Below are 23,271 nucleotides of genomic sequence, written 5' to 3'. Positions count from 1 at the left end.
AAATTGCCTCCCCATTATTTCCCTTAATCTAATCCATCAAACCATATTCTATTAGAATTTCTTCTAACCTTTCTTGAGTCATTGGATTTGGAATTACAAACAATTCATTTTCTTCAATCTTCTTTGCTAATTCTCTATATTCATCAGCTTGCCCATCTTCAGGATCAAATTCTATTACAGTCTTCTTTCTTATCTCAGCTCTTTGAACTACGTTATTTCTTGGAACAAAGTGAATTAATTGAGTTCCAAGTTCTCTTGCGAAAGCAGTTAAAAGATCAAGCTCTCTATCAACATTTCTGCTGTTACATATTATTCCACCTAATCTTACTCCACCTTTTAATGCATATTTTTGAATTCCCTTTGATATATTGTTTGCTGCATATAATGCCATCATTTCTCCACTTGCAACTATATAGATTTCTTTTGCCTTACCTTCTCTTATAGGCATTGCAAAGCCTCCACAAACAACATCACCAAGGACATCATAAAATACATAATCTAACTCTTCGGTATATGCCCCTAATCTTTCAAGCATTCCAATAGACGTTATTATACCTCTTCCGGCACAGCCAACACCTGGTTCTGGTCCACCAGATTCAACACATTTTATTCCTTTAAATCCATCTTTCATTATAGATTCTAATTCAATATCTTCTCCTTCTTCTCTCAAAGTATCTAAAACAGTCTTTTGTGCTAGTCCCCCCAATAATAATCTTGTAGAATCTGCTTTAGGATCACAACCAACAACCATTATATTTTTTCCAAGTTCAGCAAGTCCTGCTGTTAAATTTTGTGTAGTTGTTGATTTTCCGATTCCTCCCTTTCCATAAATCGCTACTTGTCTTAAGATTTTTTCTGCCATTTTTATATTCTCCTTTTTTATATAATTAAGTGAAACTTGATTCAGGTGGATTTTAATCTCCATCTGGATCTTAGTTGAACTTATACCCTCAAGAGGTACCCCGTCCAGGAGCGTGCAGCCGCTATCTCCCACTCAAAGAGGGGAGTGTTATGGATGCTAGCTATCGGATAAAACTTTAATATTGAACATATGAAACTATACTCATCAATTAAATTTCATTGATTTTAAAAATCATTTTGCTTTTCATATGCCTAAAGCTTTTAACTAGATTTACTTAAATGCCTCTCTAAATGCTTGCTTTAAATCATTTATCAAATCATCAGAATCCTCAAGTCCTATTGAAAGTCTTATTGTTTCTTCTGATATCTTTGCTAACTTTAACTGCTCCTCGGTTAACTCACCATGTGTTGTTTTTGCAACATTTATAATTAAAGATCTAGCATCCCCTACGTTAGCTTGATAGCTGAATAATTTTACCGAATTTATTAGTTTGTTAATTTGTTCAGGAGTTCCATTAAATCCAAATGTAAATGTCGACCCTGCTCCTTTAGAAAAATATTTATCTGCTAAAGATTTATAAGAACTTGTTTCGATAGTTGGATAGCTTATCCAACTTACTCCTTCTTCAGTCTTTAAATAATCTATTATTTTTTGTGTATTGCTAACCTGTTTTTGGACTCTTTCTGATAATGTTTCTAGACCTAGTAATATTAAGTAAGCATCAAAAGGACTTAGAACCGCTCCAAAATACGTTAAATAATCTAATCTTACTTTTCCTGCAAATGCACTTTCTTTAAATGCATCAATATAGCTTCTTTCATTACCATTCAGATCTTTCAAAGTAAAATATGGTTCTGAGAACTGAGGAAATTTTCCATTTGCCCAATTGAACTTACCGCTATCGACAATTACTCCAGCAATAACATTTCCATGTCCACTTAAAGCTTTCGTAGCAGAATAAATTACAATATCTACTCCATGTTTAATTGGATTAAATAGATATGGAGTCGCAAAAGTATTATCAACAATTAATGGAATATTATTTTCATGAGCAACCTTTGCTATTTCTTTTATATCAGATAAAATTGCATTTGGATTACTAATAGTTTCTATGAATATTGCTTTTGTATCTTCCTTTATAGCTTTTTTAAACTCCTCAGCTCCACCATCATTATCGATACTGTCAATTTGAATTCCAAACCTTGGGTATAGCTTTTTTAAAGCATCAACTGTTCCACCATATAATTGATGAGTTGTTAAGATTCTTCCTCCACCTTCAGCTACTGCTAATAATGCGTAAGTTATAGCTGCCATTCCTGATGCAACTGCTACGGCTGCAACTCCACCATCTAAAATAGCTATTCTATTTTCCAATACACTTACTGTTGGATTACTTAATCTGCTGTAAATATAACCCTCCTCAGAAAGACTAGCTAATCTTTCAAACCTTTCTGCTTCCCCTACTTCAAATGATGCAGTTGCATATATTGGCACTGAAACTGAATAATTGTGATCCTTTGGAGTATATCCTCCCCTAACTTTAATTGTGTCAAAATTATAATTTCCCATCTAACATCCCTCCACTTTTCTCTCTATTACTTTTTATTTAACATACAGTATTCTTATAAAAATGCTCATATTTAAAACCTCTAAAATTCTCTAATACTCTTTAATTTCTAGCACCTAATAAATTATGATTCTGCGTGGACCATCTATTTATCTATAAATATTTATATAGGTATATATTTAAATATTTTAATATATAAATTCCTATCTATAGGTGTTTAATACTCTATCATATATATCTTCAATTGCTCTAAGCCCACCATTATATCCAGCATAACCACAATTTAATACAAGTCTATAAGTTACTGGTACACTAGTGATAAGCAAATCTGCATTTAATTTTGTCGCTAAATCTCTATCCCAGCCACTTCCAAGTATTAAAGCCCTGCCTTCTTGAAAATCTTTTTCTTTTTCCTTTTCTATTTCCAATTGAACTGCTCCAGCATCTACATTAAATTCAACTTCTGCTGACCTATATTCAGATATATTCTCAAATTCTTTTATTATAGATTCTTTATATTGTTCGGGTGTATCATCAATAATAAATTGTTTACCAGGAAGTATTCCGAGTTCATTCAATAGAAATTTAGAAAAGCCTAAGGAATATGATGAATCCAAAATACTGTAGAATTTTCTAGGTAATCCATATCTAAACTCAAGCATAAAGTCCGCAGTTTTTTCTATATGAAAATAAAATTTTTCTTCCTCTTTCTTAATAAAGTTCTCAACTTTAGTTTTATCCAAATGCCCAAATTCACTAACTTGTCTCAAAAACTTCGATGTCGCAATTGCTCCTATTGGCAAGTATGGAAAATGTACATATGGTGTTTTATATTTATTTTTTAAATGTTCTGCGATATTTAAGCCTACCCATGAGCTTGCAATTATATTAAACTCTGCATTAGGTATTGTCTTCCATTCCTCAATACCATTAGATTCATTTCCAAAAAGTATATTTACATCTAGGCCAATACCTTCAAGAACCCTTTTTATTTCTTCTAAATTTCCACTCCAATATGGATCTTGGTAAGGTACTGTTGCAAATACATTTACAAGTCCCTTTTTTACACCATTGTTGTTTTTAAATTTATCTACATACTGATCAATTATTGCATTAACAACTTCACTATGGCTTACATAGTTGTTGCTTTTAAATCCACCTGTCTCTACATATACAATAGGTTTGTCTTTTTCTTGATATTTTGATGTAACGCTTCCTACATCATCTCCAACAATATCTGATGTGCAGCCAGTAAGCACCACATACAAATCAGCATCTATTACTTGGAAGGCTCCATTAATAACATCTTTAAGCTTTCGTTCCCCGCCAAATACCACATCAGCTTCTGTTGCATTAGTACATGGAATTGTATTTCCTCCAGCATAGCCTTCACCTTGTCCTATTAAAGAACTGATTTTATTGCTGCATCCTGGTCCAGAATGTAGTATAGGAACTCCTCGTTTTATAGCTATTACTGTTTGCTGTGCTCCTAAAGCACAGGAAAATCTAGGTTGTTCAATAATTTTCGACACTAGTATTACCTCCTAAGAAAGTAAATGGATCTTGATCTAGCCACCATTTTGTATATGGCATTGTGCTATGCTTAGCCAAGTTACTCACAAATTCTTTATTATCAATTGTTTCTACTATTCTTGATGCATAATTTAAAACTCCTTGATATCCAAATCCAAACTGTTCATCTCCAATTAACAACGTTGGTATACCAAGTTTGGCTCCCCACATAGTCATTCCACCATGTCTTGCAATCATTAAGTCTGGTCTAACTCTATTTAAGATATTTACAAGTTCATAAGCTTGTTTATTACAAACATTATAGTGTTTAATATCTCCATAAATATTTACAGCTTGTGCCAAAGCATCTGAATCCTTATTTTTATTATCATATAAAGGATCATGATGAAATATTGCGGCTCCTTGAACATTTAACCCAAGCTCTCTAAGCATTGCTATTATTGCATGGCCATGAGCAGCTCCCGCTGTTACATATGCGGTCTTTCCTTTTAGTTTCTCTCTATATTCTTCAAGCTTCGGGAGGACTCTTTCATGTTCTTCTTTTATAATTTTTTCAATTTCTTCTTCCCTATCTAATACTTTCCCTATATCTCTCATCCATATGTCAGTTCCTTCTATCCCATATGCTGGTGGAGCCTTTATTTCCTTTACTCCATATTCTTGCTCTAAAGCTGCTCCTAAGTAAGTACTTAGTGAAGAACACACATGAATTGTTGCTGTTGCTTCTGAAATATATTCAAGTTCTGCAACTGTTGAAAATGGTACAATGTATTGTGCCTCATAACCTAACCTACTTAAAAATTCATCAAAAATGTGACTTCCCCAAAAGTTAGCAACATTAACCTTATTAGTCTTCTTTCTTGGAGGCTTTACTAATTTTCTTAAAATAGAATGATAAGCAGCATCAAATCCTGTTGTCCAAATCTTTGATCTAAAGCCTTCACAAGAACAAGATATAACTGGTATTCCTAGTTCCTTTGATAGCCCCTCGGTTATTGCATCAACATCTTCACCTATGATTCCAGATGCACAAGATGTTGTAACAAAGATTGCATTAGGTTTTGTCCTTTTATAAGCTTCTCTTACGGTATCCTCTAATTTCTTAGCAGCACCGAAAACAGTATCTTTTTCTTCAATGCAGGTACTAAAATATCTTCCTATTGTAGCTGGAAGATCTCTTTTCATCTGTTCAACTCTATAGGTAAAATTAAAACCGAAGAAATCTCCTGCACATCCCACTGGCGCATGATTTACAACCACAGCGTCTCTTATCATTGCTAACTGACAAAACGCATGTCCTGCATTACACCCCATGCATTGGGAAAATTTTCTTGAACTATCTTTTAACTTTCCTGCATGTGCACATGTTACAAGTTCCTTTGCTGAACCATTAAATCCAGTTATAGAGCCCAATCTAGTTTCCCTTATAGTTACAGAAGACTCTTTCAAATTGATTGTTCCCATAATCGTAATTTTCCTCCTTTAAATCATTGTTTAAGCAGAATCTTTAGGCACAAAAGAAAAGAGGACATACTTCTATATCTAGAAGTACATCCTCTGGTTTTCCAGTCAGATTTACTTTTACCTGATGTCTAGCCACTGTAAAACTCCATTTCTTTGAGTAGGAGATAACAGTGATACAACTCTAGGTAAGTTCAACTAAATTCAGTTGAAGTTTACCCTCAAGGGGCACCTCGAAAACTCCACTTGAAAAGTTTCACTTTATACTATGCTATAAATTTTCCTCTTATTCATATAAGTTTACTGTGTTTTGTTATAATATATTCCCTTTATTGTCATTTGTCAACAACTTTTTCAATAAAATATTAATTATTAACTTATCGCTAATAAATTTCTTTTTTTCAATCGAAAACCTGAGCCAAAATGCGCTTTTACTTCATTCTTATTTTCTCATTCTTATCAACTTGTATAATTACTCCATCCTGTATTATCAGCGTTACAGATCCATACTTTATTTTTTCAATCATCTTTAGTATTTCTTCTAGTTTTTTATTTTCTAAAATTACTTTACTGTTAATAGCCATACTATCTCCCCCAACATTTAATTATAATTTTTTTTTGAATTATAAATAATCTCCCTCAAAAATTACTATATAATTTTCTTACTATAGATAAAAAGTGCCCCTGTTATAAAAACAGAGGCAGAAAAATTCCGCGGTCCCACTCTGATTATTATGCAAAATTTCACATAACATCTCTTTGTGCTATATCAGGCACTCCTGCTAAGCCTACTGTCATGTGTATGTAATAAAATAACTGCTCTTTGATTCTCTGTTGTTTTATTTCATATACCTGTGTTCACCTTAGTGCTCCAGGATGCATTCTATTAAGTTCCATTTAAAATTCCTTTCAGCCATTTTAAGAATTCCTCTCTGAAAACTTTCCTTAATATACTTCTTCCCTTCATTGCTTTAACATCATATAATATTTTTCTTATTATTCCTATTGAATTAGTATGATTTATATTGCTATTATATTCCATACAAATATATTTAGTCAATAGTATTTTAATAAATTTTATATTATAGTATTATTTTTGTATCTATTTTATACTATCAACTATTATTATTTTACTTTTTATCATGCCCATTCCACATGTATATGCTATTTCACCTTTCTCGGTCGGTAGAAATTCAATGGTATTTTCTCCCTCTATAAGCTTACTATCAATATTGAGTTTGGGAATAACAATTTCATTATTACACTCATTTAAATTATCCTTTACTACCTTTATAGTCCATTTTACTGGTATATTTTTTTGAATACGTATCTCTGGAAATGAATCTTTTTCAAGTTCCATAATTACATTTTGGCTATCTCCATTTATTAATGATGTATAAACCTTATTTGAACTTTTTGTTTCCATTTTCATCTCTACAGCATCAACTCCAAACAATGAAAGACCTCTATTTATTAATGAAAATCCTAAAATAAATACTAATGCAGCTCCAATTTTAGCAAGTTTAGCCGTATACCTTCTCCCTATATATGAATTTATAGCTCCAAAGATTAATAATACAGGAAGTGTACCTAATCCAAATAAGAACATGACTAAAGCTCCACTTATTATATTTTGGGTTCCTACTGAATATAATTGTACGATTTGGAGAGGTGCACATGGCATTATTCCACTAATCATCCCTAAAAATATCGCATCATATTTTCTTCCATGCCCAACTTTTCTTATGATTTTTAAAGAAGGATTCACATTAAATTTTCTTAAAAATTTTAAGAACCCCAACTGATTCATAGCTGTAGCTATCATGAATATTCCACCTATTATAGGAATAATACCTTTAAGCATACCAGTAAATCCAAATATGCTCCCAATGCCTCCAGCAACTCCTCCGATTAATGTATATGATATTATTCTTAAGGAATTATATAATAAATATCCTCTTAATTTTTTCTTATCATCTGCTTCACTACCTAATACTTGAGATATTGTAAATCCTCCACACATGGCAATGCAGTGAAAAGAGCTCAATAATCCAAATATAAATATCATTCCATAGCTTGTACTTGTATTTAACTCTGGCAAATATTTAAGTAATAAAATATTTTCAAAAAAATTTATTACTTCACTTACCCACTCACTCATATGTAATCCTCCTATCTAATTACAGGCTATTTATTTTTTAAACACTTCTTTAAGATTAATGAATTTAAAAGAACAGATAAAGAACTAGCAGACATCGTAACTGCTGCAATTGCTGGAGTTAAATGCCCTGTAGCTGCAAAAGGAATAGCTATTATGTTATAAATAAAAGCAAAAAATAAATTCCCAATAATTTTTTTTCGTATCTTTTTTGCTTTATTAATTACGCTTGGAATCGCAATTAAATTGTTCTTTAATATAATTACATCTCCTATTTCTATAGCTACATCTGTCCCATTTCCCATGGCGATATTGACATCTGCTATTGATAATGCAATCGCATCATTTATCCCATCACCTACCATGGCCACAATTTTCCCTTCGTTCTTTAATTTCTTAATTACTTCTCCTTTTTCATCTGGAAGCACTTCTGAAATAACATTAGCAATACCTACTTTATCTCCAATTTCTTTAGATGACTGCTTATTGTCCCCGCTTAGCATAACTATATCTATCCCTTTATTTTTTAGTTCTATGATTGCTTCCTTAGAACCTTCCTTTATAGTATCAGTTATAAATAATGCACATTTACAATCATTATTTATTGCCGCTACAATTACCGTTTTACTATAATCATAGCCTTTATTTTTCATCAGATTAATTAGCTGATTATCTATATAGATTCCTTGCTCCTTAGCAAATTTTTCAGTTCCAATAATTATTTCATTGCCTTTGTAAGAAGCAATTACTCCACGTCCAGGATTTGCCTTGAAGTTATTTGGATCTTCTAATTCCATTGAAATATCATTTTTGATTTTCTCGTATATAGCTTTACCTATTAAATGCTCTGATTTCTTTTCAGCAATAGCAATAAGTTTAAGAATTTTTTCTTTTTCCTTCGCACTATTATTGCCTACGAATATTATTTCATCAATAGTTAGATCACCAGTTGTAATAGTTCCAGTTTTATCAAATACTATTGTGTTTAATTTGCATATTTTTTCTATAATAGCGCTATTTTTTATTAATATCCCTTCCTCTGCAAGACTTCCCATCCCAGTTATGATGGCAGTTGGAGTTGCAAGACCCAGAGCACATGGACATGATACTACCAAAACAGCTACAGCATACATTATAGCTTTTGATAAAAAATATGAACTTCCATTTAAAATAATAAAATACCAAATTATAAATGTAGCTATTGAAATTAATATAATTAAAGGAACAAAAATACTGCATACTTTATCCACCAACATTTGAATTGGAGCTTTGCTATTTTGCGCTTCTTCTACTATCTTTAATATTTCCCCGAATTTTGTTTCACTTCCAACCCTTGTTGCTTCAAACTTAAAGGTTCCATACATGTTTAATGTAGAACCTACAACTTCATCTCCAATACTTTTTTCTACTAATCTACTTTCACCTGTAATCATTGATTCATCTACTGAAGAATTTCCATCGCATATTATGCCATCTACAGGTATTTTTTCTCCTGGCTTTACTATAATTTTATCCTTCTGCTTAACTTCTTCTATTGGAATATCTTTTTCTAATCCATCCTTTTCAATCCTGGCGGTTTTAGCTTGAAGTTTAATTAGAGATTTTATCTCTCTTGAAGTTCTTCCTTTTGTTATTTCCTCCAAATATTTTCCAAATAGAACAAGAGTTATAACAACCATAGAAGATTCATAAAAAACATTTTTCATTCCTGACGCATTTATTGCTCCAAATAATGAAACATATAAACTATACAAGTACGTTACAGTTGTACCTATTACTATAAGTACATCCATATTAAAAATTTTAGACTTTAACGCAAAATAGGCTTTCTTATAAAATCTTGAACCTATTATAAATTGAACTGGTGTTGCTAATAAAAGCTGCAATTTCCAATCATGAAGAAATAGCGTTTTGTATCTTAAATTATCTACTAACTTACCAAAACTAGATTTACTTAAAATATCAAACGATATGCAACAATCACTGGCTCCATTAAGTATCATCATTACTATCATTGGGCTTGTTAAAATAAATGATATTATCACCAAATTTCTTAACCTAGTAACCTCACTTCTTTTGTTGCTGCTTTGTATAATTTTTTCATCAAGATCATATAAGTAGTACCCGCTTTTTTTAAGTTTATCTTTTATCTTCGAAAGAGAAATTTTTTCATTATCATATTCAATATTTACTTTTTCATTAGCATAACCTGCTTGAATATTTATAACTCCGTCTAACTGTTTAATTGCATTTTCTATTATTATTGTACATAATGTACATGTCATTCCCTCTATTCTCATAGTAGTTTTTTCAATCAAAGGCATCACCTCATAAAACTATAAGTAATATTCTAAATCTTTAGACTTACTTACTAAATTTAGTTTTTCTAATATTTTTTTACGTAAAACAAGAAATTCATCACTTGTCCTATTTCTTGGTCTTCTTAATTTCACATTAATTATCTCTTCTATTTTTCCTGGTCTAGGAGACATTATTATAATACGATCACTTAAATACACTGCTTCATCCACATCATGCGTAACTAAAATCATTGTAGTTTCTCTTTCTTTCCACAATTCTAAGAGCTTATCTTGAAGCGTAAACCTTGTAAATGAATCTAAAGCTCCTAGTGGTTCATCTAATAATAAAACTTTAGGACTGTTAATAAGGGCTCTAACTAGTGAAGCTCTTTGCGCCATTCCACCTGATATTTGATGTGGATATGACTTTTCAAATCCTTTAAGCCCAGCAATCTCTATATAGTGCGCGACCTCTTCTTTGTGTTCTTTATATATCTTTCTTGCCCTAAGACCTGCCGATATATTGTCTTCGATATTAGCCCAAGGAAATAGATTCGCTTGCTGGAAGACATATCCCCGTTCATGATTGGTTCCTTCAATTTTTTCGCCATCCAAAAACAGTTCACCTTCTTGAGCCTCATCTAACCCAGCAATAAGCCTCATAAGAGTTGTTTTTCCACATCCTGAAGGTCCTATGAAAGATATGAACTCTCCAGGTTGTATTTCAATGTTTATATTTTTTAGAGCTTCAACCTCATTTCCATTAGCATCGATATAAGTCCTATAAACATTTTTTACACTAATTGAGCCAAACTGTTTGCTATCTTCTTCTATCATTTTAACAACCCCTTTTGCCATGATAATACTCTGTCTCTAATTTTAAAAATAATTGCCATAACTACTGAAAAAACTATTGCCATTATTATTATTGAGGCATAAACTTTTGCATAATTAGACCACCCTTTTGCCCAGTTTATATACCATCCTAGTCCAGCCTTTGCACCAATCATCTCGGAAACCACTAAGGTTGCAAATGAGATTCCTGTAGCTGTATAAATTCCTGTAAAAATTGATGGCATTGCACCTGGAATCGCAACTTTAAACACTAAAAACTCTTCCTTAGCACCTAAAGTTCTTGCTGCTTCAAAGTATGATTTCGGTAAATTTTCGATTCCTGATGACGTCATAAATGCAACTGGAAACCATACGCAGATAACAATTAAGAATATTTGTGCATAAAAACTTGAAGGAAATATAAACATTACAATAGGAATCCATGCAGTCGCTGGTACGACCCCAATTATCTTTATTATTGGAAATATCCAATAATGCCATTGCCTATACCATCCTATTAATACTCCAGTTGTTATTCCTAAAATTGTTCCAATAGTGAAACCTATAACTAAAAGTCTCATTGAATGACCTGTGCTTAATACTAGCGTTCCATAATCCTCAACTATAACTTGAAGTATTTGAGCAAAGCTTGGAAAGAAAGGCAGAGGCAATGCATTTGATTTCGTTGTTAATAGATCCCATATTATTAGTACTAAACCTAATCCGGAATATAGCTGTGCATTATGATTTACTTTAGCTTTAATTTTAGAATTGAATAGCGCTATTACATTTATAACTATAAAATAAGCTATTAAAATCGTTAAAAAAAATCTGTATGGATCTAAAATTACACTTTGTTTTAATGGGATTATAAAACTAACAAGAAGTGCTAAGGCAAAGATTAAGATATTAATAATCCTCCACAATGTTGAGCTTGGCTTCCAGTATAGAGCATCAAATGGTTTTGACTTCACTTTAACCTTTCTTTCATTTCTTCTAAAATCAATAATATTAGTTGTATTTTCAGCTTTTATAATATTTGCTTCTTGTAAATTCATATACACAACTCCTATCAAATTTATTTGTTCAAAATATCATAATAAGTATCGTTAGCAAATTGTGTGGGATCTGTGTTATCTTTTAAGAATCCTGTCTTATCCAGCTTCTTTACAAAATAACTAATATCGTCCTTTGCACTATCTGTTGTATACTCAAAATCATAAGATTTAATTAACTCTGTTACGAGTTTATGATTATCTGATGCTATATATTTTTTATCAATTTCTATCTTAGCAGCTTCTTCAGGATGTTCTTTTATCCACGCATCTGCCTTTTGATATGCTCTTGCAATAGCTTTAACCTTTTCTGGATTCTCTTTAATTTGATTTTCACCTGCATATAAGAAACAACAGCTTTTTCCTGCAAAAAGAGGATCAGTTGAAATATCAGTAAGCACCTTATATCCATTATTTTCGACAGCAAGTGTTCCAAATGGATCCCAGGCAGCAAAGGCATCTACTTCACCTTTACTAACAGCCTCATTTAATTGATCTAAAGGGTATGGTTTCCACGTTACTTCAGTTTGTGGATTTATTCCTGCATTAGCTAGGACAATTGTTGCAACTGACATAGGTGTACCTCCAATTTCATCAACACCTATATTCTTGCCTTTAAGATCTGCTGCAGTCTTAATCGGTGAATTTGGTGGTAATACAATTTTTATACATCCTTTATGTAATCCACCAATAATTTTTAAATTCATACCTTGTTGTATTGATGGAAACCACTGAAAATCTCCATTGGTTACAACAAATTCTCCAGTTGCAAGCCCAGTTTTATTTTCATCTAAAGTCCCACTAACAAGTTCAACATCTAAACCTTCTTCTTTAAAAAATCCCTTTTCGAAGGCAATATAAGATGGAGCTCCACAAACTGCTCCACTAAGAGCTTGTATTTTCAATTTTCCATACTTATATTCTGCATTTACTGATTGTGCAGTATTTTTTTGACAGCCTGTAATTGAAGAAGCAATTGCAAATACTAATGTTAGTGGTATTAACCTCTTTAAATTTTTCATATTATTTTTCTCCCCTCACTTAATACATAATTTATTTGTAAACTTTTCTTATAAATTCAAATTCAGCTTATATATAAGTTCCTAAATAAAACTTATATATAAGCCTAAAAACAATCTTCTAGCATCCTTGGATGCATATTATTTTTACTGAGTATCTAGGCATGGTATCACCTCCTTTAAGAAATCTAATATAAAACTATTTATTTTAGAGAAATTATGTTTTATGAACTTAAAAAATTCTTTCTATAAAAAGCAAAAGAGAATATATTCTTTTTAAAATATATCCTCTGGTTTTCCAGTCAGATTAATAGTATTCTTCAACTAAATAAATAATAAATCAATTTATCTCTTAATCCATATATAATTCCACTTATGATATATTTCAATACTTTCACTCCTCCATATAAAATATTTACCTCTTTACATTAATTACCCTGTTACTTTTAACGACGATAAAAGTATCGTCGTTAATATTTATTTAAGTAAACTTCTCATAAATTTTTTATATTCTTATACAAAGAAAGAGGATATACTTCTACGTTTAGAAGTATATCCTCTAGTTTTCCAGTCAGATTTACTAAATATAACAACAATCTATATCCGTTAATTCTTATAGAATTACTTTGCTTTGTTATAATATATTATTTTTATTCCTTTTTGTCAATAACTTTTATAAAAATTATAATTGAAAATTTATCATTAGATTCTTATTCTATAAACTATTATTATTCCATAAAACTAGGATTTTTATTTTAAACAGCATAAATTTACTCCTTAGAAATAAACCAATTCCTCTTCTAGTTTATTTATAGTTTTAAAATTACTTACATTTATATAAGGAATTTCCCTTTGTTCATTTTGTATAAATTTCCTATGAAGTGTACCTTCTATTTCAATCCATTCTTTTCCATCAAAATCAATAGGTTGTGCAGTTTGACACAAAAACCCTAGGAAAGTAATATCATCTTCACAACATGTCATGGCATTTCTTCCAAACGCAAAAATACCTTTAGGGTACTTAGGATTTATATAAGCAACTCCTCTTGTTTTTATCTTTTTGCCTTCATATTTCTCTGGAAATTCTGTCGCATCTAAATACCATACACCAAAATCATAATCTTCAAACTCAATGACATCAGCATTAATATCAAAAGGTAGTTCTAATGGTCTATCATCAATCTCGCCATTTTCTAATTCAAAAATTATACTTACATGTGCATTAATTGCTTTTACGCCATTTCTAAATTTCAATTTATCTGTCACTTCATTGCATCTATTAAAAACAATTAGATTAGAATTCTTGAATTGCTCTATTAATAGAGATTTCATATTATTCATATAACTATCAAAAGTAGATGCATCTATAGGTGTTATAATTTGAGCAATCTCCCAACCCTTCGGCAATCCTAATTTTTCAATGATATCAAATTCCCACATTCCATTATATTCTATTAAAACTTTAGTCGGCTTATTTTCCTTATTAATTTTATCTAATAATGAATATGTCAATTCTTCTTTGTCGCTTATACTCACTAACTTAACATGATTTCTATTTATAAATTCTTTTTCATATTCCTCTATTCCACTTTCGCAAACAATTAAAGTAATCCTTTCTCCTTCAATAAATTCTGGATCATTAAATATTTCTTTAACAAAAGTAGTCTTACCACCTTCTAAAAAACCAGTGATCAGAAAAACTGGGATATCTGTCATCAATCATTCCTTCTTTCTTCTAATTCTCTTAAGCACCATGCAAATAGGTATTTAATTCCCCAATGATGCTTATTATTACTTTCAATTTCTATCTATATGTGAAATAACTCTCCTATTTCATCTTTATTTAGATTTGTTCCTATAACACATATTCTTCCTGTATAATCTGGCAATCCTTCACGCACTTCATATTCTCCCGGAACCAAATCGAAGTTAATCCATCCACCTTCTACGCATGGAATTATACCTTTTGCACGTAATATAACACCATAATCCGAAGAATCTGCTAACGATTTTAATATATTTGTTATCTCATCTTTTGAAAACTTTTTTGGAGTCTCCATTCCCCAACTTGTAAATACTTCATCTGCATGATGATGCTCATGTCCACAATCGCATTCATTGCCGTGATGATGATGATTCCCGCAGTTGCATTCCTCCTTGCTATGTTCTTCATGATTATGATGTTTGCAACTACAATTTTCATCGTGCTGATGATCACTTTTATTATGCTCATTGCAAGTGCATCCATCATGGTGATGGTGTTTATGTTCACTATATTCCGCGGTTATATTTAACAGCTCTTTCTCAAGAGAATTTTCTCTTTCCATTGCAGAAATAATTTGTTCAGCCTTTATTTCATTCCAATTTGTAGTTATTATAGTTGCACTATCGTTATGTTCTCTGATTTCATTTATACATACCTCCAGTTTTTCCTCTGAAAGTTTTTGAGTTCGACTTAATATAATTGTGTTTGCATTTTCAATTTGATTATTAAAGAACTCTCCAAAGTTTGTCATATACATTTTGCATTTAATTGCATCAACTACTGCTGTAAAACTATTTAGCTTGATATTTGCATCATCTTTTATATCTTCTACTGCTTTAATTACATCAGATAATTTACCTACTCCTGATGGTTCAATTATTATACGGTCTGGTGAATATTTATTTAATGCTTCTTTTAGGGCAATTCCAAAATCACCAACTAAAGAACAGCAAATACATCCTGAATTCATTTCAGTAATTTCAATTCCTGAGTTATTTAAAAAACCTCCATCAATTCCTATTTCGCCAAATTCATTTTCAATTATCATAATTTTCTCATTTCCAAAAGCCTTTTCTTCTATTAATTTTTTAATTAACGTAGTCTTTCCTGCTCCTAGAAAACCTGATATTATATCTACTTTAGTCATAAAAAAATCCTTTCTATAAATAATAATTAATTAGTACACCTGGAAATTATAACTTAAAAACCAATTATATATTTAATTTTAATCCTAACTCCAAAACAAAACGCTGTCAATAAATGATATATAATAACTTTTTATAAATCAATAATGAATTTCTTTTTAGGTATATGATAATATTATAAATAAGTTAAGTAAAGGAGTGTTTTACATGTGTAATTTCACTAAACCGAATGTTTTTTTTAGCAGATGCTTGGGATTCGATAGTTGTCGATATAATGGTCAAATGATAACAGATGAATTTGTTGAACATTTAAAACCATATGTAAACATTATTAACATTTGTCCAGAAATGTCATTAGGACTTAAAGTTCCAAGAGATACCCTTAGAGTTGCATTATTAAATGATGACTTGAGACTATATCAACCAAAGACAGAAAAAGATTTTACTAAAGAAATGAGTGAATTTGCAGACTCATATTTAAACTCTCTAAAGGATATTGATGGATTTCTTTTAAAAGGCGGTTCCCCTTCCTGTGGCCATAAAAATGTTAAAGTATATAATGGAACCTCTAAAGTTACAGGCAGTACTAGGGGATCAGGATTGTTTGGCAATAAAATCAAAGAAATATTTCCCTATACCCCCACAGAAGATGAGGGAAGATTACATAACTATAGAATCCGTGATAATTTTCTCGCGAGGATTTTTATGAATGCAGATTTTAGAAAAGTAAAAGCATCTAACTCTCTAAATGAATTAATACATTTTCATACTAAAAATAAATTTCTACTCATGGCAAATAGCCAAAAATATACAAAGATTCTTGGCAGGATTATAACTAATAAAGAAGGATTAATCATTAAAGATATTTTAAATGAATATGAAAAAAACTTGAACCTTGTATTCGAGAAACTTCCTAGGCATACAAATAATATAAATGTTTTGATGCATGCTATGGGTCACTTTTCTAAAGATATAACTAAAAAAGAAATAGACCTACTACTTGATTCTTTTGAAAAATACAGGATTGGAAGGCTCACAATAAGTACACCACTGCTTCTTGTAAAATCATATATAGTAAGATTTAATATTGATTATCTTTTAGAGCAAACTTATTTCAATCCCTATCCAGAAGATTTAATTATATTAGAAGATTCAGAAAAAGTTAAAATATGAAAATAATAAAGGCAGCTTTTATAAAGTTTGTCTTTATTATTTTTCCTTACTTACATCTCCAGCATATTCCTTGATTATCTAGTGTTCCACTAAAATTTTTTCAATTATAATAAACAATTTTAAGAATTTAAATATATTGATAATATATCCTTCTTAATACTGATTCAAGTAAAAGATTACGCACGTGTTATTAAAATCAGATGAGAAATAAGAGAAAGGATGATGTATAATGGATACTTCGAAATTTCCGCTGAAAAATAGTACTAAATTGGATGCTGATACATTGAAAACACTCTTAAATTCTGATGAATTTTCAAAAATAATAGAAAAAAATCTAGTTCCAATGGATGAAGTTGATGGATTTAAAATTCGTCCAGGATTCTATCTCGAAAATGGTGCAGTAGTTATTCCAGGAGGTGTTAGTTTTACTGTTCATTCGCAGAATGCGACTTCATGTAAATTGCTGCTATTTAGGCCAGGCAATTGCGATCCTTATGCTATCATACCATTTCCAAAAAATTATAGGATAGGTAATGTATACTCAATGATTGTATTGGGATTAAACATCGAGGAATTTGAATATGCTTTTAGTATAGAAGGGCCCTATGCACCGGAAAAGGGACTAATTTTTGATAGTTCTCAATATTTACTCGATCCATATTCAAAAGCAATTACTGGCCAAAGCGTGTGGGGATCTAAGACAGTATGTGGTTATCAATATAAATCGAGAGTTGTTGCAAACGATTTTGACTGGGGAAACAGCAAACAATTATCAATTCCTATGGAAGATCTTATTATTTATGAATTGCATGTTCGTGGTTTTACTAAGCATAAATCGTCTAACGTAAATTATCCCGGTACTTTTGCTGGCTTAGAAGAAAAAATTCCGTATTTAAATGAACTTGGAGTTAACGCCGTTGAGCTTATGCCAATATTTGAATTTGATGAAATGTTAAATTCACGATATATAAACGGAAAAAGATTATATGATTATTGGGGATATAATCCTGTATGTTTTTTTGCTCCAAACGCCAGCTATACTTCTAAATCTGAAAATAATAGAGAGGGAGAAGAACTGAAATCATTAATAAAAAAATTCCATGAAAATCGAATAGAAGTAATTCTTGATGTTGTATTTAATCATACAGCTGAAGGAGATGAAAATGGACCGTATATCTCTTTCAAAGGATTTGATAATAATCTGTACTATATGCTTACTCCTGAAGGCAAATATTATAACTTTAGTGGCTGTGGAAATACCCTAAATTGTAATCATCCTGTTGTGCAAAGGCTTATATTAGACTGCCTACGTTATTGGGTTACTGAATATCGAATAGATGGTTTTAGATTCGACTTAGCTTCGATCCTTGGTCGTAATGAAGATGGTTCCCCAATGAATAATCCTCCTTTATTGCAAAACCTAGCCTTTGATCCAATTCTTGCAAAGACGAAATTAATAGCTGAGGCTTGGGATGCAGGAGGATTATATCAAGTTGGAAGTTTTCCTTCTTGGAAAAGATGGTCAGAATGGAACGGGAAATACAGGGACGATATTCGTAGATTTTTAAAAGGTGATTCTGGGCTTGCTGGTTCCGTTACTGAAAGAATTTCTGGTTCTCATGATTTATACGATCCTAATAGCAGAGGTACAAATGCTTCTGTAAATTTTATCACCTGTCATGATGGATTCACCTTATATGACTTATATTCCTATAACCATAAACATAATGAAGAAAATGGATGGAACAATACTGATGGAGAAAATAATAATAGCAGCTGGAACTGTGGAGCTGAAGGCGAGACTGCTGACGAAAATGTATTAAATCTAAGGAAGAAATTAATAAAAAATGCATGTGCTGTTCTCTTAGCAAGCCAAGGCACTCCAATGCTTTTAGCAGGAGATGAATTTGGAAATACACAGTTTGGAAATAACAACCCATATTGCCAAGACAATGAAATTTCATGGCTTAATTGGAGCTTATTAGATAAGAATATAGAACTATTTACGTTCTTTAAGAATATGATAAATTTTCGAAAATCCCATCCTGTACTTCGAAGTAGAATCGAAACCGCTAAATGTGGCTTACCTCATGTTAGTAAACATGGTACTGAACCTTGGTATTTAGATTCCTCAAATGAAACGAGAGTTGTTGGAGTAATGTTTGCAGGATGGAATAAAGCTACAACCGCCGATGACATTATATATATTGCTATAAATTCATACTGGAAAAAGATAACTATGAGGTTACCTGATTTACCTATAAATTTAGAGTGGAGAATTGCGGTAAATACTGCTATGCCCTCTGGAGAAGACTTTATACATTCAGTAAATGAAATGCTTAGAGTAGGCAATAACATTGAACTCGATTCAAGATCTGTGGTAATTTTAATTGGTACACTTAAAGTATAATTTTTAATTTCTTTAGTTTAGTGGATGTCATTTAAATATGATTCTTAATAACCCAAAACTGACATCCACCTTAAATTGTTTATTTCAACAAATCCAAATACTCTTCATATCCTTCATCCTTCATTTTATCCATTGAAATAAATTTAAGTGACGCTGAGTTAATACAATACCTTAAACCACCCATTTCTTCTGGCCCATCAGTAAATACGTGTCCTAAATGTGCATCACCTGTCTTACTTCTTACTTCTGTTCTTACCATACCATGATTTGTATCCATTTTCTCTTTAATTAATGACCTATCAATTGGTTTAGAAAAAGCAGGCCAACCACAGCCCGAATTGAATTTATCCGAAGATAAAAATAAAGGTTCTCCAGTTGTAATATCTATATAAATTCCTTTTTCATAAAAATTATTAAATTCATTATGAAAAGGTGATTCCGTTGCATTTTCTTGTGTAACTTTATATTGAACCTCCGTTAACGCTTCTTTAAGTTCTTCTTTAGATTTTTTCATATATCTTTTAGTCATAGCATTCACTCCCTTATAAAAATTCAAACTCAAAACTAAATTTTAATCTCCTTTGAATAAAAATCTTATATCTTGCTCTTCCCTGCTTTGTTTTAAATATTTCACTAATAATATTTTATCACTTCTCTAGTAATTCTACCCATTTAAAAATATTTATATAAGTTATAAATATTTAACATATCCTAGCTCTGTATAAGAATTCGTCATTTACTAAATTCAAAACTCCTTTGAAACAAAAAGACCAGTTACTTGCTTAGGATTATGTAACTGATCACTTCGGTTTTAAACACAGTATTAATTTAGTTATTTTTTCACCTCCTATACAAATAAACTCTCTTATAAATTAATATTTCTACTTTTTTCAAGCAGTTTTTCAATTTCATTCTCTGGAAGTGGCTTACTAAAGTAATATCCTTGGATATAATCGCATTTCCTCTCTTTAAGAATTAAAAGCTGCTCTTTCGTTTCTACACCTTCTGCTACAACTTTAAGGTCTAAGCTATGAGCCATTTGAATAATATTCTTCATAATAGATTCTTCTTTTCTACTTGAAGTAATATTATCAATAAATGATTTATCAATTTTCAATGTATTTATTGGCATTTTCCTTAGATAACTTAATGAAGAATACCCGGTACCGAAGTCATCAAGTGCAATTCTAATACCCATCTCCATCAATTTTCTTAGTATATTTATACTAGTATCAAGTGATTCCATAAGCACTGTTTCTGTAATTTCAAGCTCCACAAGACTTGGATTAATTCCCGTACTCTCTACTATTTCTTTAACATTCTCTAAGAAAAATGGCTGCTGTAAATCAACTGAAGAGATATTAATACTTATACTTTTAAAGTTATATCCTGAATTAAGCCATTTAACACTTTGTTTGCAAGATTCATTTAGAATCCATTGTCCTAATTGAGTTATAAAACCACATTCTTCGGCTATTGGAATAAACTCTAAAGGAGATATAAAACCTAATTCCTTACTATTTAATCTTATTAAAGCCTCAAACCCAAATATCTCGTTACTTTGCGTGTCATACTGTGGTTGATAATTAATACTTAACTCATTATTCTCAATTGATGATCTTAATATTCTTTCAATAGTTGTTTTTCTTTCAAGCTTCAAGTACATTTCTGGATCATATAAAGCATATCGATTCTTCCCCAAGTCTTTCGCTTTATACATTGCCGAATCTGCATTTCTTAAAATAGTATTTGTATCTGATCCATCTTTTGGATACAATGCTATACCAATGCTTGCAGTAATATACATTTGCTTATTATCAATATTAAAACTTTCTTTAAATAAAGATAGTATTTTTTTCGCATATGATTTAACTTCTGATTCTTCAATAGACGATTTCAAAAGAATAAATTCATCTCCACCCAGCCTACAAATAATATCTTCTTCTCCTATCCCTAGACTCTTAAATTGTTTTGCTAAGTATATAAGAAGCTTATCTCCATAATCATGACCTATTGTATCATTTATATTTTTAAAATTATCTAAATCTATGAAGAATACTGCTCCTTGTCCATTTTCATCCTTTGACAATTCTAATTGTTCATTCAACTTATTTAGAAATAAAGTTCTATTTGGAAGCTCGGTCAAGGAATCATAGAAAGCCATAAATTTTATTTTATCTTCTGATTCCTTTCTATTTGAAATATCTCTAATAGAACCCGCAACCTTTATAATCTTACCTTCGTTATTACTTATAGCCTTACCACTAGATAGAATCCATACATAATTCCCATCACTTGTTTTCACCCTATATTCTGAATTATATACTTTATTTGGATCCTTAATGTGACTATGGAATTCTTCTATAGCTCTTTCAATATCATCTGGATGAATTAACTCCCTAGCTATTTCGCGTAAATTGCGGATTTTACTTAGGTTATACCCAATAATGTCCACTAATTTATCAGAAGCAAAAAATTCTCCTGTCTCAATATCCCATTGCCAGATTGAATCATTAGCACATTCTAAAGCAAGCTTATACCTTTCTTCACTACTTTTTAAAGCTTCTTCACTGCTCTGCAGCTCTTCATATTGAGTTCTAAGTTCTTCTTCTGTTGCCAAAAGTTCTTCGTATACAGATGACAATTCTTCATAACTTGAACTCAATTTAGTAATCATTAAATTAAAAGAACTTCCTAGTTCACCAAATTCATCGTTAGTATGTATATTTGCTTTAACAGAAAGATCACCATTACCAGCTGCTTGCATTAAAGGTTTTAACTCTTTAATTGGCTTAGTTAATTTCTCCGTTACAATAAAGGTTAGAATAATAATGAATATTAATGCGAAGAAACTTATCAATGCAATAATATAAGCAACATTATTAGCTCTATCTAAAAGCTCACTTTTTCTATTAACTGATGCCATCTTCCATCCCGTATCTGGAGATGTATATACATTAACTATAACAGGAACTCCATTAATAACAGTTTCAAAATTACCACTTTCTACATCAATAAATTTTTTATAGTTGTCAAAAGAATAATTTGATGTTGCATCCTCTTTTGTAACCTCATATCCTAATTGATTTAACTGTAAAATATTCTTAAAATTCAAATTAGAATCCGGGTGTGCGAGCATTGTACCATCCTTTAAATAAAGAAATATATACCCTGTATCTCCAACCTTAATATCCTTTATCATCTGTGATAATTTGTCAAGGCTTACATCGATCCCCACTACCCCTAATATATCCCCTGATGCACTTCTTACTGTTGTAGATGCACTTACAATTACATTGTGACTAGTATCAATTGCAGAAATATATGGTTCTGATAACTTTACCTCATCTGGATTATTTAAAGCTAAAGAATACCACGGTCTTAGCCTCGGGTCAAATGTACTTGTCCCTAAACCATCTGGCCACTGAATATATCCACCCCATTTAGTCCCAATATACGCGTATGTAGTTTCCGAATGATTCATTCCATAATTCTCAAAATAACTATATAAAGTGCTTTCAATCCCCGGAATTTGCTTAGAATATTTTTTATGTATTTCAATATCAGGTATATTAAACAGAGCTGATATTGATTGGTCAGCTTTTTTCATATCCTCTGTAGAGGCTAAAACTTTAGCATTTTCTTTTATTGATTTAATCATATTTGATAAATTATTATCTATTTGCCTCATCTGAGCTAAAGTATTTTTAGACAACTCGTCCTTTAAGGAACTATATATGTACTTATAAGATATTAGTGCTATTGGAATGGAAGTAATTAATATTATTGCTAAAAAGTATAAAAATAATTTCATTTTAAAAGTAAGTTTCAAATCTATCCCCCCTAACCACTCGATTGGAATACTATACAAAGAAATGTTAATATACAAAATTTGAGGCCATTAATTCTAATTTTATCATCCATTACACAACCTTTCAATGTTTTTAATCCTCCTTATATATAACGCTACACGTATATGGAATCTAAAA

17 protein-coding genes are annotated in these 23,271 nt (G+C 31.0%); 2 read left to right on the top strand and 15 right to left on the bottom strand.

Going from position 1 to position 23,271, the window contains the following annotated elements; translation table 11 throughout:
• Positions 1–28 precede the first annotated feature (28 nt).
• From nifH to D2A34_RS10840, 13 genes are all read right to left on the bottom strand, one after another.
• Positions 29–862: a nitrogenase iron protein gene (gene nifH, locus D2A34_RS10895; protein WP_079438955.1), complete on the bottom strand. Its 834-nt coding sequence runs from the start codon at positions 860–862 to the stop codon at positions 29–31.
• Positions 863–1,132: 270 nt separating this feature from the next.
• Positions 1,133–2,431, bottom strand: coding sequence for an O-acetylhomoserine aminocarboxypropyltransferase/cysteine synthase family protein (locus D2A34_RS10890; RefSeq protein ID WP_119366602.1), 1,299 nt, complete (start codon positions 2,429–2,431; stop codon positions 1,133–1,135).
• Positions 2,432–2,632: 201 nt separating this feature from the next.
• Positions 2,633–3,961 carry a nitrogenase component 1 gene (locus D2A34_RS10885; protein ID WP_119366601.1) on the bottom strand — a complete coding sequence of 443 codons (1,329 nt, stop codon included), beginning with the start codon at positions 3,959–3,961 and terminating at the stop codon, positions 2,633–2,635.
• Positions 3,945–5,426, bottom strand: coding sequence for a nitrogenase component 1 (locus D2A34_RS10880; RefSeq protein WP_079438952.1), 1,482 nt, complete (start codon positions 5,424–5,426; stop codon positions 3,945–3,947). The genes D2A34_RS10885 and D2A34_RS10880 overlap by 17 nt, the downstream gene beginning before the upstream one ends.
• Before the next feature lie 428 nt (positions 5,427–5,854).
• Entirely contained in the window at positions 5,855–6,007 is a 153-nt protein-coding gene (locus D2A34_RS10875; RefSeq protein ID WP_079438951.1) for a YezD family protein, read from the bottom strand.
• 302 nt (positions 6,008–6,309) lie between these two features.
• Positions 6,310–6,465 carry a hypothetical protein gene (locus D2A34_RS26670; RefSeq protein ID WP_160359402.1) on the bottom strand — a complete coding sequence of 52 codons (156 nt, stop codon included), beginning with the start codon at positions 6,463–6,465 and terminating at the stop codon, positions 6,310–6,312.
• A 60-nt stretch (positions 6,466–6,525) separates the two neighbouring features.
• On the bottom strand, positions 6,526–7,584 hold the full coding sequence (locus tag D2A34_RS10870) for a sulfite exporter TauE/SafE family protein (RefSeq protein ID WP_119366600.1): 1,059 nt from the start codon (positions 7,582–7,584) through the stop codon (positions 6,526–6,528).
• Between the two features lie 26 nt (positions 7,585–7,610).
• Entirely contained in the window at positions 7,611–9,905 is a 2,295-nt protein-coding gene (locus tag D2A34_RS10865; RefSeq protein WP_243128318.1) for a heavy metal translocating P-type ATPase, read from the bottom strand.
• A 12-nt stretch (positions 9,906–9,917) separates the two neighbouring features.
• Positions 9,918–10,718, bottom strand: a complete 801-nt coding sequence (locus tag D2A34_RS10860; protein ID WP_079442364.1) for an ABC transporter ATP-binding protein — start codon at positions 10,716–10,718, stop codon at positions 9,918–9,920.
• Entirely contained in the window at positions 10,715–11,773 is a 1,059-nt protein-coding gene (locus tag D2A34_RS10855) for an ABC transporter permease (protein ID WP_119366598.1), read from the bottom strand. The genes D2A34_RS10860 and D2A34_RS10855 overlap by 4 nt, the downstream gene beginning before the upstream one ends.
• Before the next feature lie 20 nt (positions 11,774–11,793).
• Positions 11,794–12,792, bottom strand: a complete 999-nt coding sequence (locus tag D2A34_RS10850) for an ABC transporter substrate-binding protein (protein ID WP_119366597.1) — start codon at positions 12,790–12,792, stop codon at positions 11,794–11,796.
• 774 nt (positions 12,793–13,566) lie between these two features.
• Positions 13,567–14,505, bottom strand: coding sequence for a TIGR03943 family putative permease subunit (locus tag D2A34_RS10845; protein WP_079441477.1), 939 nt, complete (start codon positions 14,503–14,505; stop codon positions 13,567–13,569).
• 92 nt (positions 14,506–14,597) lie between these two features.
• Positions 14,598–15,701 carry a CobW family GTP-binding protein gene (locus D2A34_RS10840; protein WP_119366596.1) on the bottom strand — a complete coding sequence of 368 codons (1,104 nt, stop codon included), beginning with the start codon at positions 15,699–15,701 and terminating at the stop codon, positions 14,598–14,600.
• Positions 15,702–15,906: 205 nt separating this feature from the next.
• On the opposite strand from D2A34_RS10840, the gene D2A34_RS10835 reads away from it, so the two are divergent.
• Complete coding sequence (locus tag D2A34_RS10835) at positions 15,907–16,872, top strand: YbgA family protein (RefSeq protein WP_119366595.1); 966 nt, start codon at positions 15,907–15,909, stop codon at positions 16,870–16,872.
• Positions 16,873–17,101: 229 nt separating this feature from the next.
• Positions 17,102–19,282, top strand: coding sequence for a glycogen debranching protein GlgX (glgX, locus tag D2A34_RS10830; protein ID WP_119366594.1), 2,181 nt, complete (start codon positions 17,102–17,104; stop codon positions 19,280–19,282).
• A gap of 79 nt (positions 19,283–19,361) precedes the next feature.
• Here glgX and msrB read toward each other — a convergent pair whose 3' ends face one another.
• Together msrB and D2A34_RS10820 are read right to left on the bottom strand one after the other, a co-directional pair.
• Positions 19,362–19,811, bottom strand: a complete 450-nt coding sequence (gene msrB / locus D2A34_RS10825; protein WP_119366593.1) for a peptide-methionine (R)-S-oxide reductase MsrB — start codon at positions 19,809–19,811, stop codon at positions 19,362–19,364.
• 336 nt (positions 19,812–20,147) lie between these two features.
• Entirely contained in the window at positions 20,148–23,114 is a 2,967-nt protein-coding gene (locus tag D2A34_RS10820) for a bifunctional diguanylate cyclase/phosphodiesterase (protein ID WP_079441472.1), read from the bottom strand.
• Positions 23,115–23,271: the final 157 nt, after the last annotated feature.

This window comes from Clostridium chromiireducens (assembly GCF_003575225.1).
Taxonomy (GTDB): Bacteria; Bacillota; Clostridia; order Clostridiales; family Clostridiaceae; genus Clostridium; species Clostridium chromiireducens.
The sequence above is the reverse complement of the archived record's forward strand: the minus strand, read 5'-3'. Positions and strand labels throughout refer to the sequence as shown.

Bases quoted from the DNA above. Each gene is read 5' to 3' on its own strand.
- D2A34_RS10845 (WP_079441477.1), bottom strand. From the start codon at position 14,505: ATGACAGATATCCCAGTTTTTCTGATCACTGGTTTTTTAGAAGGTGGT.
- D2A34_RS10890 (WP_119366602.1), bottom strand. From the start codon at position 2,431: ATGGGAAATTATAATTTTGACACAATTAAAGTTAGGGGAGGATATACT.
- D2A34_RS10835 (WP_119366595.1), top strand. From the start codon at position 15,907: ATGTGTAATTTCACTAAACCGAATGTTTTTTTTAGCAGATGCTTGGGA.
- D2A34_RS10860 (WP_079442364.1), bottom strand. From the start codon at position 10,718: ATGATAGAAGAAGATAGCAAACAGTTTGGCTCAATTAGTGTAAAAAAT.
- D2A34_RS26670 (WP_160359402.1), bottom strand. From the start codon at position 6,465: ATGGAATATAATAGCAATATAAATCATACTAATTCAATAGGAATAATA.
- D2A34_RS10840 (WP_119366596.1), bottom strand. From the start codon at position 15,701: ATGACTAAAGTAGATATAATATCAGGTTTTCTAGGAGCAGGAAAGACT.
- msrB (WP_119366593.1), bottom strand. From the start codon at position 19,811: ATGACTAAAAGATATATGAAAAAATCTAAAGAAGAACTTAAAGAAGCG.
- glgX (WP_119366594.1), top strand. From the start codon at position 17,102: ATGGATACTTCGAAATTTCCGCTGAAAAATAGTACTAAATTGGATGCT.
- D2A34_RS10875 (WP_079438951.1), bottom strand. From the start codon at position 6,007: ATGGCTATTAACAGTAAAGTAATTTTAGAAAATAAAAAACTAGAAGAA.
- D2A34_RS10870 (WP_119366600.1), bottom strand. From the start codon at position 7,584: ATGAGTGAGTGGGTAAGTGAAGTAATAAATTTTTTTGAAAATATTTTA.
- D2A34_RS10855 (WP_119366598.1), bottom strand. From the start codon at position 11,773: ATGAATTTACAAGAAGCAAATATTATAAAAGCTGAAAATACAACTAAT.
- D2A34_RS10850 (WP_119366597.1), bottom strand. From the start codon at position 12,792: ATGAAAAATTTAAAGAGGTTAATACCACTAACATTAGTATTTGCAATT.
- D2A34_RS10865 (WP_243128318.1), bottom strand. From the start codon at position 9,905: ATGCCTTTGATTGAAAAAACTACTATGAGAATAGAGGGAATGACATGT.
- nifH (WP_079438955.1), bottom strand. From the start codon at position 862: ATGGCAGAAAAAATCTTAAGACAAGTAGCGATTTATGGAAAGGGAGGA.
- D2A34_RS10880 (WP_079438952.1), bottom strand. From the start codon at position 5,426: ATGGGAACAATCAATTTGAAAGAGTCTTCTGTAACTATAAGGGAAACT.